This is a genomic window from Streptococcus sanguinis SK49, from assembly GCF_000212815.1.
Lineage (GTDB): Bacteria > Bacillota > Bacilli > Lactobacillales > Streptococcaceae > Streptococcus > Streptococcus sanguinis_C.
Map to the genome: position 1 here is coordinate 521,430 of NZ_GL890986.1, position 13,543 is coordinate 534,972.

At 44.9% G+C, this 13,543-nt stretch carries 16 protein-coding genes; 1 reads left to right on the top strand and 15 read right to left on the bottom strand.

The genetic code is table 11. The annotated features are described in order from the left end of the window. Positions 1–42 precede the first annotated feature (42 nt). Positions 43–1,527: a DUF1846 domain-containing protein gene (locus HMPREF9380_RS00805; RefSeq protein ID WP_004193707.1), complete on the top strand. Its 1,485-nt coding sequence runs from the start codon at positions 43–45 to the stop codon at positions 1,525–1,527. 53 nt (positions 1,528–1,580) lie between these two features. On the opposite strand, the gene HMPREF9380_RS00800 is transcribed toward HMPREF9380_RS00805, so the two are convergent. The 15 genes from HMPREF9380_RS00800 to HMPREF9380_RS00735 form a co-directional block, all read right to left on the bottom strand. Beyond that, on the bottom strand, positions 1,581–2,015 hold the full coding sequence (locus HMPREF9380_RS00800) for a hypothetical protein (RefSeq protein ID WP_004193709.1): 435 nt from the start codon (positions 2,013–2,015) through the stop codon (positions 1,581–1,583). Positions 2,016–2,024: 9 nt separating this feature from the next. After that, complete coding sequence (locus tag HMPREF9380_RS11950) at positions 2,025–2,189, bottom strand: hypothetical protein (RefSeq protein WP_004193711.1); 165 nt, start codon at positions 2,187–2,189, stop codon at positions 2,025–2,027. Next, entirely contained in the window at positions 2,186–2,389 is a 204-nt protein-coding gene (locus HMPREF9380_RS00795; RefSeq protein ID WP_002901686.1) for a helix-turn-helix transcriptional regulator, read from the bottom strand. The genes HMPREF9380_RS11950 and HMPREF9380_RS00795 overlap by 4 nt, the downstream gene beginning before the upstream one ends. 246 nt (positions 2,390–2,635) lie before the next feature. Further along, the gene (locus HMPREF9380_RS00790) at positions 2,636–3,724 is read right to left on the bottom strand and encodes a sensor histidine kinase (protein WP_004193714.1); all 1,089 of its coding nucleotides are present in this window, start codon (positions 3,722–3,724) and stop codon (positions 2,636–2,638) included. Beyond that, positions 3,691–4,389: a response regulator transcription factor gene (locus HMPREF9380_RS00785; RefSeq protein ID WP_004193715.1), complete on the bottom strand. Its 699-nt coding sequence runs from the start codon at positions 4,387–4,389 to the stop codon at positions 3,691–3,693. Before HMPREF9380_RS00785 ends, HMPREF9380_RS00790 begins: the two co-directional genes overlap by 34 nt. A 12-nt stretch (positions 4,390–4,401) precedes the next feature. Beyond that, positions 4,402–5,124: a hypothetical protein gene (locus tag HMPREF9380_RS00780; protein WP_004193718.1), complete on the bottom strand. Its 723-nt coding sequence runs from the start codon at positions 5,122–5,124 to the stop codon at positions 4,402–4,404. Further along, positions 5,124–5,912: a lantibiotic ABC transporter permease gene (locus tag HMPREF9380_RS00775; protein ID WP_004193721.1), complete on the bottom strand. Its 789-nt coding sequence runs from the start codon at positions 5,910–5,912 to the stop codon at positions 5,124–5,126. Before HMPREF9380_RS00775 ends, HMPREF9380_RS00780 begins: the two co-directional genes overlap by 1 nt. Position 5,913: 1 nt before the next feature. Then, positions 5,914–6,621, bottom strand: a complete 708-nt coding sequence (locus HMPREF9380_RS00770) for an ABC transporter ATP-binding protein (RefSeq protein ID WP_004193723.1) — start codon at positions 6,619–6,621, stop codon at positions 5,914–5,916. 94 nt (positions 6,622–6,715) lie between these two features. Further along, positions 6,716–7,528, bottom strand: coding sequence for a 2-amino-4-hydroxy-6-hydroxymethyldihydropteridine diphosphokinase (gene folK, locus HMPREF9380_RS00765; protein ID WP_004193726.1), 813 nt, complete (start codon positions 7,526–7,528; stop codon positions 6,716–6,718). Between the two features lie 87 nt (positions 7,529–7,615). After that, complete coding sequence (gene folE / locus HMPREF9380_RS00760; protein ID WP_002903492.1) at positions 7,616–8,170, bottom strand: GTP cyclohydrolase I FolE; 555 nt, start codon at positions 8,168–8,170, stop codon at positions 7,616–7,618. Then, a complete protein-coding gene (locus HMPREF9380_RS00755; protein ID WP_004193728.1) occupies positions 8,151–9,545 on the bottom strand; it encodes a bifunctional folylpolyglutamate synthase/dihydrofolate synthase in 1,395 nt (464 codons plus the stop codon). The genes folE and HMPREF9380_RS00755 overlap by 20 nt, the downstream gene beginning before the upstream one ends. Position 9,546: 1 nt before the next feature. Continuing rightward, entirely contained in the window at positions 9,547–10,500 is a 954-nt protein-coding gene (folP, locus tag HMPREF9380_RS00750; RefSeq protein ID WP_004193731.1) for a dihydropteroate synthase, read from the bottom strand. Between the two features lie 194 nt (positions 10,501–10,694). Continuing rightward, complete coding sequence (locus HMPREF9380_RS00745) at positions 10,695–11,333, bottom strand: type II CAAX prenyl endopeptidase Rce1 family protein (protein ID WP_004193732.1); 639 nt, start codon at positions 11,331–11,333, stop codon at positions 10,695–10,697. A gap of 117 nt (positions 11,334–11,450) precedes the next feature. Further along, the gene (locus HMPREF9380_RS00740) at positions 11,451–12,200 is read right to left on the bottom strand and encodes a CPBP family intramembrane glutamic endopeptidase (RefSeq protein ID WP_004193733.1); all 750 of its coding nucleotides are present in this window, start codon (positions 12,198–12,200) and stop codon (positions 11,451–11,453) included. 134 nt (positions 12,201–12,334) lie between these two features. Next, positions 12,335–13,528, bottom strand: coding sequence for an acetate kinase (locus HMPREF9380_RS00735; protein ID WP_004193736.1), 1,194 nt, complete (start codon positions 13,526–13,528; stop codon positions 12,335–12,337). Positions 13,529–13,543: the final 15 nt, after the last annotated feature.

The following is a 13,543-nucleotide window of genomic DNA, read 5'->3' on the forward strand; positions in this document are numbered from 1 at the left end:
AAGAAAATTTTGTTATAATGCTTAGCAGAGGTGAAAATATACATGAAAAAAATTGCTTTTGATTCCGAGAAATACTTAAACTTGCAGCGCGACCATATCTTGGAGCGCATTAATCAATTTGAGGGCAAACTTTACATGGAATTCGGCGGTAAAATGCTGGAAGACTTCCATGCCGCCCGCGTCCTGCCAGGCTATGAGCCGGACAATAAAATCAGACTTCTCAAAGAGCTCAAGGACCAAGTAGAGATTGTCATTGCTATCAATGCCAACAACATTGAGCACTCTAAGGCGCGTGGTGATTTGGGTATTTCCTATGATCAGGAAGTGCTGAGACTAATCGATACCTTTAACGAGTTGGATATTTATGTAGGCTCAGTGGTCATCACCCAGTATTCCGGTCAGCCGGCGGCGGACCTCTTCCGCAGCCAGCTGGAAAAGAATGGTATCGCCTCCTACATCCACTACCCGATTAAGGGCTACCCGACTGACATGGACCATATTATCTCTCCTGAAGGTATGGGGAAAAACGACTACATCAAAACCAGCCGTAATCTAGTCGTAGTGACCGCACCTGGTCCTGGTTCTGGTAAATTAGCAACTTGCTTGTCCAATATGTATCATGACCAAATCAATGGCATCAAGTCAGGCTACGCCAAGTTTGAAACCTTCCCCGTTTGGAATCTGCCCCTGCACCATCCAGTCAATTTAGCTTATGAGGCAGCGACAGCAGACTTGGACGATGTCAACATGATCGATCCTTTCCACTTGCAAACCTACGGCGAAACCACTGTCAACTACAACCGTGATATCGAAATTTTCCCAGTCCTCAAGCGTATGCTGGAGCGCATCCTAGGCAAATCACCTTATGCTTCTCCAACGGACATGGGCGTCAACATGGTCGGCTTTGCTATTGTAGATAATGATGCAGCTATCGAGGCATCTCAGCAGGAAATCATCCGTCGCTACTACCAGACTATTCTGGATTTCAAGGCGGAGCGCGTTTCTGAATCTGCTATCAAGAAAATCGAACTCTTGATGAACGACTTGGGCATCACACCGCTGGACCGTAAGGTAACAGTTATAGCACGCGATAAGGCTGAAAGCACTGGCGAGCCAGCTCTGGCCTTGGAATTGCCAAACGGTGAAATAGTAACTGGTAAAACCTCTGAACTCTTTGGCCCTACGGCTGCTGTATTGATTAATGCTATTAAGAAATTAGCCAATATTGCCAAAGAGACTAAGCTGATCGAGCCTGAGTATGTCAAGCCAATCCAAGGCTTAAAAATCAACCATCTGGGCAGCCGCAATCCTCGCCTCCACTCAAACGAAATCTTGATGGCTCTGGCAATCACAGCCATGGAAAATCAAGATGCAGCAAATGCTATGCAGCAACTCGGTAATCTCAAAGGTAGCGAGGCCCACTCCACTGTCACTCTGACAGATGAAGACAAAAACGTCCTGCGCAAGCTAGGAATCCACGTCACCATGGATCCCGTTTACCAGTACGATCGACTTTATAGAAAATAAAAACAAGCTCTGTTAAAAGCTTGTTGAGAAAGCTGGCTCTGCCAGCTTTTTTGTTAATAACGCTTGGACAGGAGAAAGCGCAAGAGATAATAAAGTCCCAAAACCAGAATAATGGTCAAGGTCAGAAACTGATTGAGACTTAAGATGATTGGGAAAATCATGGACAGGACACTCAAGCAGGCTGCCAGCAGCAAAAGGATATTAAAAAGCAGAGTGCGGGTCTTTTCGTCAATCATGCGATTGCGCTCATCAGTCACCTGAATGTAGAGCCGATCAAAATTTTCCTCCCGTCTTAGGGCAAGATTATACCGAATAGTCATCAAGGCAAGCCCCAGCAGGATGCCGACCATGACTCCTTCCTGAAGATCATCCAGAGAATGAAAATGGCTCCAAGCCAATCCCACCAAGATGATAAAGGTTAAGATACGTCCCACGATAACTTTCTTTTGAAGTTTTTTTCGAAATTCTTGTTTAGTTAATGTTTCCATGTCGGCCTCCTATTTTTCATACGCTTGAAAAATTTTCAAGATCAGCACAATCAAGATCATTCCCACAACAGGCAGGATTTCCTTAGGGATAAAATCGAACTGTAAATGAAGAAAGATCAAGACAAGGACTACTAAGAAACCTAGTCCCCATTTGAGCATATAAGTCCATTTCATGATTCATCCTCCTCAAAGAGAAACACTTCTTCAATCCTTAAATTGAAAAAGGATGCAATTTTATGAGCCAAAAGGAGCGAAGCATTGTAGCGTCCCTTTTCCAAAGAAATAATCGTTTGTCTCGTGACCTCTAGCTTCTCAGCCAGTTCTTCCTGGCTGAGATTTTTTCTTTTTCGCAATTCTTGAATTCGATTTTCCAAGGTTGCCTCCTTTTGCTATGTAAAATAAGCTTTGCTTTTTAAACATAGTATAGTCTCCTTTACATCTTTTGTCAAGAAGAAAGCGGTAAAAAAAGAGGCTGGGACAAAAGTCCTAGCCTCTCAATTGTCTTTGGATTGTCGAGCAAGACGCAGTGGTTGAGTGGGCTCTACTACGCTGATTCCATCAGCTTTTACAGCCCTACTCAACTGTGCGGAGGTGGGACGACGAAATCGAATTCTAACGAATTACCGATTTCTGTCCCACTCTCTTTTATCATCTTGATTGATTTCCTTTGTTATTTGCCTTTTAAAGGCAACAGTCAACTCGACACAGGCTCCTCCTTGATCTGGATTGAGCAGGGTCAGATGACCACCATGCAAGAGAGCTACTTGCTTAGAAAAAGCTAAGCCGATGCCATGATGGGGATTAGCTGAATTGCGGCTTTGGTCACTCTTGTAAAAGAGTTGGTCTGCTCCCAGCAGCATCTCCTCTGAAAATGCAGGGCCATTGTTCCAGATAGCAAAAACCAACTGGTCCTGTTGTAATGATACCGTCAGCTTCACTTCTTTTTGGTCTTGGTTAGCATGTTCAAGCGCATTCAGTAAAATATTGAGCAAAGCTCGCTTGAGATAGTCCAAATGAATAGACAAGCTTAAGCTAGGATTACAATCTTCTTGGAGAGAAAAACGATGGCTTTCTTGTTTGCTGAACAGTGCCCAATCGTCCTGGAGATAAGCCAAAAAGTCCCCTAAGGAAAGCTGACTGAACTGATTAGAATCAATCTGAAAAGTCTTAGCGTAATCAATCAAAGAACCACAATACTCTTCCATCTTGTGACTGGCCTGCAAAATCTCAGAAGCATAGTCTGCCTGTGGCTGGCCTAACTGCGCCAATTCCAAGAGCTCAGCATTCCCCTTAATCACAGTTAGGGGCGTCTTCAAATCGTGCGATGTCGCTGATAGCTGTAGAATCAACTCCTGATTATGCTGCTGCTCTTTTTCTAGAAGACGAGCATTTTCTTGGTGGCTACTCCGCAAATCGCCATAGACCTCTAGCATCTCCTCAATCCGAAATAGCTTGCTTTGATTTTCTTCTAAAAGCTTCTCACTTGTTAGCATTTTTATTTCCCTGTCGATTTTTCGGAGCAATTTTAAAATATGATAAAAAGTAATCAGCAGCAAGCTCCCTGCCCAGAAGAACAAGGTAAAAAGAACCTGCTTGCCACCTTGAGAAAATTCATAGCCTATCAATGCAAAAATCAAAACATGAAAAAAGACGATTTTTAAACTGGTTGTCCAGACTAGGCTTTTGAAATTTCGGGTTCTAATTGCCATCTATAGCCTACTCCTCTCACTGTTGCGATTGCTTGTAGCCCTTCTTGTTTGCATTTTTGACGAATCTGATATACGTATTCTGAGATGGAGCGAAGCTGTGTTTCTGAACTTTCTGGGTAAAGCAAGGTATGCAGGCGTTCAGCTGAAAAGGTCTGTTTGGGATTGCTAGCTAGTAAATGCAGTAACTTAAACTCTCGCTCTGAAAATTTCAAGACTTTACCAAAACAGGCAACTTCATAGCGCTCTGGATAAAATTGACAAGAAGCAATTTCAGAATATCGCTCCTCCCGTCTTTCCTCCCGCCGAAGATGAGCTCTGACACGCGCCAGCAATTCTTTGGTCCCAAAAGGCTTGACAACATAGTCATCTGCACCACGAAAGAGCCCTTCCACCTTGTCCGTCTCAAATTCCTTGGCCGTCAGAAAGATGATTGGGCACGAAAGATGAGGACGAATGTAGGAACACAGCTCAAAACCATTAACAGGCTCCATCATCACATCCAGCAGAATCAAGTCATATCCGACAAAATGCGTCAGATCTAGCTCTTCTATCCAATCAAGCGTCGTCACATCATAAGCATCGAGCTCTAGGACATTTTTCACTAGCTTCAAAATGCTCCGGTCGTCATCAACCACCAAAATACGATACTGTCTCATGATTTCCATTATAGCATACCTCTAGCGAACATCTCGTTTCAAGGTTAAGAATATAGCAGAGCTCCAAACCAAAGCTAACCATAACAGCTGTGTTCCCAGCCCTGATAGATCTATTGAATGCTGAAGCCCTTCATACTCAAAAAGATTTAGCGTAGCCAGGTCGGGCAAGTATTTTGCTTCCTTGATGAACGTTGCCAATAAACGGCTGAGACCAATCAAGAGAGGAAAGAGCACCGACACCGGCACAACCCAAGATTGAAAGAGCAAAGCGAGGCCGGCAGTTAAGAAAGCTAGAAAAAGATTGCTGAGAAGACCAAAAAAGTTGTAATAAAGGAATTTCCCCAGTAAGGACCAGCTAAAGTCTAGGTCAAATCGAGCCAGCATAACAAAGAAACAGCTACTTATAATGACACTATAGAGAACCAAGAGCAGCACGGCCAGAAAAAGGAATTTCCCAGCCAACCAAGCCTTTCTATTTGATACGGTTAGAAAATTCGTTCGCATCCCAGACTTGACAAACTCCTGGGCAAAATAGAGGGAAGTAAAGATGACGATGACAGGCTGTGCCAGATAGAGGGCATGCAAAGCCTCACTCAGAGCCTTTGTCTGGCCAACTGCTGTTTGACTGTAGTCAAGATTCATCAGAAAAAATGGAACGATTACCAGAGCCACCAAGGCTGCACCAAGAGCGAGATAGTAAGAACGGAACTTAATCCATTCGCTTCTAAGTAGAGCTTTTATCATCAGTATCGCCCTCCTAAATCCGTCTTCAAAAAGCGCAGAGAGGTCATACCGCCGATGACTAATAACCATGCACCAAGTATCAACAGTCCTTGCAAGGGATTGTTGGCATATTGGGAAGTTGGCGTTGCAGCAAACAACTCTCCTGCTGGCTGTGGCAAATAAGCCCCCCAACTCGTGTGAGCAGCTAGGTAGTTTCCCAGATTATAGATCTGTGGTACGAGAAAAAGCAGAGGAACCAGCATGGTCCTAGCCAATAAACCTAACAAAAATGAAAGGATTCCTAATAAGGTTAGAGATAAGGTTTTCCACAAAATTAAACTCCAAGCTGCTTGATTGAGCAGAATTGGATTAAGCCCTTCCTTTCCTAAAGCCAGGTGCATGACCATATAACTAAAGTAAATCGATAAAAAGCTACTGGCAAGAGAAAAGCAAGCAAAGGTCATGAGTTTCCCCACAAGCAACTTCAGGCGGTTATTACAGGACAAGAGACTGGTTCTCAAGCTATGAGACTGAAATTCCATAGCTCCCAAAATTCCAGCTAAGATGACCAAAACCATGCCTGCCATAGAAGCCCCATTGAGGCCTAGATATTCCAGCGGGTCAATGGCTTCTGCCAGGCCGGGAACCGTCTCAGGTGTGGCATCCAAGCCGACAGATAAATACTGCCGACCCTCCAGCCAAGATACGATAGGCACCAATAGCAGCATGAAGGCCATACTCACTTTGAAAGCCTTGGTTGAGCAAATTTTCAACCATTCTGAATGCAATAAGGACATCGTTTCTTTCATCTTAAACCTCCTCTGTCAAATCAAAGAAGAGATCTTCTAGACTGTCTGAATCTTGCAGCACCTCTTCCAATTGTCCCTGCTCAATAATTCGCCCATGATGAATCAAGACTACATCATCTGTCACCATTTGCACCTCTGACAAGATGTGGGAGGATAGAAGTACCGTTTTCCCTAAATCAGCCTGCTGACGGATGAACTTTCTAAACCACTTAATCCCACTTGGATCCAGTCCATTAGTCGGCTCATCTAATATAAGAAACTGAGGATCACCCAGCAAAGCTGCGGCCAAACCCAGCCGCTGACCTTCCCCCAGAGACAGGCTTGACAAGAGGTCCTTCCTCTTATGAGCGATTCCAGTCATCTCCAAAACCTCATCGATCCGAGACTTGGGAATAGCATTACTCGCCGCAATAATCCTCAAGTGGTCATAGACCTTTCGATTTGGCAGACCGCCAATGCCGTCAAAGGCTGCACCTACCGTTCTGAGCGGATAGGTCATTGACTGATAGGTTTGCCCATCAAAAGTCGCAGTTCCTGTTGTCGCCCGATCTAACCCCAAGAGAATCCTCAAGGTCGAACTTTTCCCTGCGCCATTTGGGCCCAGAAAAGCTGTAATCCGCCCGCTTCTAGCTGTAAAAGAAATATCTTCTAAAATCTGCTTGCTGCCATGCTTCTTGCAGACCCCTTCTATTTTCACCATATGTTCCATACTGAACTCCTTTTGATTTTTCTTTAGTATACAGGGGCAAGTTCAGAGAAAGTTCAGACAATGAAAAAACTTGCCTTGCGACAAGCTTCTTTTCTCATTTTTCAACCACATCCCAGAGCTGGCGGATGCTTTTTTTCTGCACGGGATCGACAAAGTGTGGGGCGATTTCTACCAGAGATTGCAAGACAAAAGCTCGCTCAGCCACATAAGGATGAGGAACAATCAAATCTGGACTATATATCTCCTCCTGCCCTATGTAAAGGATATCCAGATCAATCACACGAGGTCCCCATTTGATCTCCCGCACGCGCCCTAGATCCGCTTCGATAGCCAAGAGCGTCTGCATTAACTCCTCAGGATTGAGCCAAGTTTCAACTTCAACAACTTGATTGAGAAACGGATCCTGCTCAACCCCACCCCAAGGCTCCGTCTCGATACGACTTGATGCCTGCAAAATTCTTATATTTTGTTCTGCCATTTTTTCCAAAGCCGCATCCAGATTGGCTGCTGGGCTGCCTTGATTGCTTCCCAGAGCGATAAAGGCTTTCCGCTTTTGACGCACTAGCTTGACTGAGCAGGTCTCTAAAGGCAGCGGCACCGGTGCCCAAGGCTTCTTGACCTCCAAGCTGACCTTTTGCACCAAAGGATGAGTCAGAAAAATCCGATCAATCAGCTTATAAGCCAGCGTCTCAATCAAGTCTTCCTTGCTTTCCTGACACCAGTGGGTCAAATCCTGAGCCAATTCTCCATAGTGGATAGAAGCTGTCAGGTCGCCTGTTTTGGCAGGCCGAGTCATATCATAATCCAAAATAAGATCCAGCACAAAACGCTGGCCCAATTCCTTCTCCGCTCCAAACAGACCGTGATAAGCATATACTTCCAAATCCATTATGCGCAGCTGATCCATTCTCTCATCCTTTCTGATTCAAGTTTCTGCATTTCATCCTTAATAAAACTATTTGGTCTTTCCTGAAATGCTCCACCACTGATAAAATCAATGTCCCATCAGTTTGTAAGCTTCATTTTTTAGGTCCTTGTCCGTCGCTAAAATGCCACGCGCCGCTGTAGTAACCGTTGCAGTGCCAGGCTTTCTGACTCCGCGCATATTCATACACATATGCTCAGCTTCTACCCAGACCAGGGCCCCTTGAGCACCCAGATAGTCCATCAAGGCCTCAGCAATCTCTACAGTCAATCGCTCTTGAATCTGCGGTTTCTTGGCATAGACCTCTACTGTTCGGGCCAGCTTGGACAGGCCTGCTACCCGACCATTAGGCACATAGGCGATGTGAACCTTCCCGTAAAATGGCAGGAAGTGGTGCTCACACATGGAATGAAAGAAAATATCCTTCTCCACTACCATATTATTGTCAATGATTTCAAAAGACTTGGCCAGATGCTCCTCAGCAGTCTCACCCAACCCAGCAAATATTTCCTGGTACATTTTAGCAATGCGCTGTGGCGTCTCCTGCAAACCTTCGCGGCTTCCATCTTCTCCAACCGCCTCAATAATCTGGGCTACAGCTGCTTCAATTTTCTTCGTGTCCATATATGCTCCTATGTTCATTTTTATTTTTTGATAATTGACTTGACTGAGAAGGACGCTCAGCAAAGTCTAACTCGCGATTCTCAAGGATTGATTTTCTAACCTGAGCCAGAAAATAAAGAGAACCCGTAATCAGCAAAAGCTCATCTGACTCATGCTCTACTGCTAAATAATCTGCTAAATAATCCGGCCATTCATTGTAAGACAGGTCTTGCTGCTCAGTCAGGGCTTGCATGCTCTCTTTAGAAAAACTCCGCGGATCAGCAAAGGCTGTCAAGCTTATAGCTGCTTTGGGAATCTTTTGCAGAAGCTCCACCATATCATCCAAGGCCTTGGTTTGGATACAAGCAAATAAAATGTGCTTCTTATAAGTCGGATAATGCTGGTCCAGTGTCGCTGCTAACGACCGCAGGGCATGGGGATTATGGGCTCCATCCAGAAGAATAAGCGGCTGATCCGATATCCTTTCCAAACGCCCTGGCCATACAGCAGCAAGCAAAGCACTCTCAACCTCTGCTTTTGTCAATAAGGGCAGCGACTGTAGCTGACAGCATAGGTCGCACAAGTGCAGAGCTAGTCCAGCATTATCTGCCTGATGCAGTCCCATCAGAGCTGTTTGATACAAGTCTTTGGCCCGATAGGCATTCGAAAAGGAAAAGCACTCCCCCTCCTCTGACTCTTGATGTTCCACTTGATAGTCTTGAGACCAAGAAAAGAGCGGAGCATCTTTTTCAGCAGCCTTTTGCTCAACTACTGCCAGAGCCTCTGGCTCCAACCTACCGGTCACAATGGGAACTCCAGGCTTGATAATGCCAGCTTTCTGCTGGGCAATAGCCTCTAGACTGTCACCCAGCAAGGCCACATGATCCAGACCGACTGTTGTGATAGCAGTCAGCAAGGGCTGGCAGACATTGGTACTGTCCAAAAGCCCACCCATGCCGACCTCGATAATAGCCACATCCACCTGCTGCTGGACAAAATAATCATAAGCAAGAGCAGTTACAATCTCAAACTCAGTCACCCCCTGCAAGCCAGAGTCTGTCGCATGCTGGGCTAAGAGGTCCTGATAAAGGCTCAGCAATCGCTGAAGATCTTGGTCGGAAATCGCATTGCCATTAATGGCAATCTGCTCATTGTAGCTGACTAGGTAGGGAGAGGTGAAAGTGCCAACACGCTGGTCTCGCACCTCCAAAAGTTGGCGCAGATGGGCAATGGTTGAACCCTTGCCATTAGTCCCCGCAATATGGATGACTGGTAGCTGCAAATGCGGATTCCCTCGCAACTCCAGCAAACGCTCCATCCGCTCCAAGCCAAAATTGGGACTGGCTGTTCGATAGGCTTCCAGCCAGCTTAAATCAGGTAATTCTTGTTTTTTCATCTTACTTATACTGACCTAGATTGAGATCTTCTGTCTGCTGCGCTAGACGAATCGCATCGCCAACGGCAGCAGCCATCCGGTGCTTAGCCACTTCGTGCACTCTGACAACTTCAACGCCTCTGCTGGCCGCAAGGGTAGTCAGATGGGCTGAAGCTGTATCACGGTTTTCGAAGCCATCCTGAGTCTCAGGATTGACCTCAAAGCCGTTTTCTTCTAAGATACTAACGAGAAACCGCTTACGAGAAACCCCAAGAAAAATAGGGAAACCAGCCTGATGGAGACTATCCAGCTCCTGCAAAAGGAGAAGATTCTCCCGCTTGGTCAAACCGAAACCAATCCCTGGATCCAGCATGATATTATCACGCGAAAGGCCGGCATGTTCTGCCACCTTCAAAGATTTCTCAAAACACTTCCACATCAGTTCTGTAATTGGTAGCTCTGCAAAAAGAGATAACTCTTCCTTTGTGAAGGCTGAACCAAAGCCAAATTCTGGGAAAACTTTTGAGCTGGCATGTTGAGGACGAGCCATCACTGGATTAAACATGACAATGACTGGCGCGCCATATTTCGCAGCTGTCTCCGCCATCTTTTCATCGCCCAAGAGACCGGTAATATCGTTGATGATATCTGCACCCGCAGCCAATGCCGCTGCAGCCACTTCCGACTTCCAAGTGTCCACAGAAATCAGAATATCACTTTCCCGACGAATAGCTTCAATGACCGGCACCACCCGTTCTATCTCTTCTTGAATAGCCACAAAATGACTGCCTGGCCGAGTAGACTCACCACCAATATCCAGCATGTGAGCCCCCTCAGCAATCAGCTTTCTAGCCTGAGCCAATGCCGTCTCAACCGTATTGTAGCGCCCACCATCTGAAAAGGAATCCGGCGTCGCATTGATAATGCCACAGAGGCCCGTTCGGCCATCTGGAGCAATTGCTTTTAGATTCACCATTTGACTTTCATCTCATTTCTATCGACTGCCCTGCTCTTCAACAAAAAAGGCACACTCATCTAGTGTACCGCAAAGCTCTCAGCAGATGCAGCATCCAGTCCTATGAACTGCACTCGACTTCACAAGAAGACCTTATCTAGCCCCTTGTTTCATTTACCATTTTACCATAATTCTTCTATTTGACAAAACACTTTCTAAAAGCAAAAGGGTAAAAGACTGAGAATAATCATATTTCGGAGAATATGGGCCAGCATAGACAGCTCCAAATGCTGAAAATAAGGCCTGAGGAGACGGGCAAAGACTAATCCCAAAAGCAGATAGGACAGAAAACACAGAGTTTCCTGAGGATTTTTCGCAAGGGAAAAGCAGAGCAAACCTAGTGCAATCCCCCAGCTCTTCCGATAGCGAAGAGACCAGTCCCTGTTAACAAATTTCGGTGCCGCGGGGGATAAAACGGCGATGTCAATCCCCAGAAGCAAAAGAGAAGATGACAGAAAACTCTCCGTCAGCATCTGCTCCACCGCCTGTCCTGATTGCACCTCCTTGCCACACAGCAGAAGAATCCCCGCAGCATTGACCAAAATCATCAAAAAATACAAGAAAAGCAAGTGTCGATAGTTGCTTGACTGACGCAGAGAACCTTTGATTTCCTGAAGTTCTCTGGAAAAATAAAAGGCACAACAAAAAAGCAACCCCAGCAAGCCCACCATAAAAAGCAGATTAGCCTGACTAAAGACCAAGCGATGAGGCATTGGATGAAGCATGAGCAGCAGTCCCGTCTGAGTCAACATAGCCAGTAGTAACAATTGAATGATTTTTTCTAATTTCAGCATATTCTCTCCATTCTTCTCTTATCATTATAGAAGAAGTAAGAGCAAGCTGGTAGAAATCCCCTCAAATGTCCTAATTTGTGCCTCAAATGACAAAAAAAGCAGATATTCTCTGCTTTCTTACTTGTTCACCAAACCTGTCAGTATCATAATGAGTACTGCAACTCCATTTCTCAGCATGTGTGCCAAAATAGACATTTCCAAACGCTTAAATATGTAAGCAACCGCAGCTAAAACAGCACCCATACCTGCATATATAACAAAACTGCCGATATTGGTCGGGCCATGAAAAAGACCGAAAAGAATGACTCCTACAACCAATCCCCAAACATAATGCTTGGTAAAAATTTTCTGAGGAATCAAGCCGCGAAAGACTACTTCCTCCAAGATAGGGGCCTGAATCACAGCTCCTACCACTAATAAAATCTTGGGTACATGCTGAAATAAAGCGTTCAAGGCATCCTGATTGGCAGTGGATATGGCCTGACCTTCCAGCAGCATGATAATTGCTCCCAGCATGTTGACGCCAATCATGACAACATTAGAAACAGCTAACCAGCCAAACAAAGACCATTTAAAAAAGCTAAAGTCAAGGCTCAGCAGTTCTTCTTGCTTAGCCATTCTCAGAACAAAAAAGATAATCAAAAGATATACCACCAGCACAAAGATAGTCTGTCCAGCTGAAAAATTCTTTTCAGAAGCAGTCATCTGTCGGATAAATATAAATGGTATCTGGCTGAGAAATAAGACAAACAAAGTCAGTAGAATGTACTCTAATTTTTTTAGAATTGCTTTCATATCTTCCTCCTTTTCCTTCCTAGTATAGCTCAATTTTCTTATTTTGTATAGACAATTCTTAACTGCAAACATTTTATATATCACGTATTGTGAGCCAATACTGATAGTGACTATGAGATAGAATCGCTCAGTTTATTCCAAAGCCAAAGACCAAGAATTTTTTTCTTAAAGCATACAAAAAGCCCAGTCAAACTGAGCTTTTAGATTTATTGATTTTTGAAACGTTCGACATCACGCGCGATGACCAATTCTTCGTCAGTCGGGATAACCAAGACTTTGACCTTGGCATCAGGACTGGAAATCACGCCTTCTGCACCACGCACATTCTTTTCTGGGTCTACGTTACAGCCAAACCAAGAAATACCATTAATAACCAGTTCACGAATGGTCACAGAATTTTCACTAATTCCTGCAGTAAAGATGATAGCATCAGCTCCATTTAAGACAGCAAGATACTGACCAATGTATTTTTGAATCCGGTCTACAAAAATGTCATTAGCTAATTGAGCCTTGGCATCACCTGCCCGCATCGCCTCATGAATATCACGCATATCACTAGACTTTTCAGAAACTCCCAGCAGGCCTGACTCACGGTTCAAGACGCGGCTAATATCTTCCGGAGTATTAAAGTCATCTGTGTATTGCATCAGGTAAGGAATGATAGCTGGGTCGATATCCCCTGTACGCGTTCCCATCATGACGCCGCCAAGTGGTGTGAATCCCATAGAGGTATCTACAGAAACGCCCTTGTCAACCGCTGTGATGGAAGCTCCGTTACCGATATGACAAGTAATAAGCTTGAGTTCTTCAATCGGACGTCCCAAAACTTTAGCAGCTTCCTTGGCTACATACTCATGGCTGGTCCCGTGAGCTCCGTACTTGCGGACCTTGTTTTCAGTGTAATATTTAGTCGGAATCGGATAGCGATAAGCTTTTTCCGGCATAGTTGTATGGAAAGAGGTGTCAAAGACTACCACGCTGGTAATGTCTGGCAGAATTTCTCTAAAAGCACGGATGCCTGCAGCATTGGCTGGATTATGCAATGGAGCCAGAAGAGACAACTCCTCTACCTTTTGAATCACTTCTTCATCAACGAGGGCTGAATCCTTAAAGTGTTCACCGCCAGCCACAACACGATGGCCCACACCGGTAATTTCATCATAAGATTCGATGATATTAAAGCGTTTCAAATCATCCAGCAAAATTTTTACGGCCTGCGTGTGATCTGCAATATCAAGAACCTGCTTTTCTGAACGACCGTCAAACTTCACTGTTGAAATAGAATCCTTGAGACCAATCCGTTCCAGCAAGCCCTTAGCCAATACTTTTTCTTCCGGCATCAAGTAGAGTTGCCATTTTAAGCTTGAGCTTCCTGCATTAATAGAAATTGTTTTCGACATTTCTTCACCTCTTTA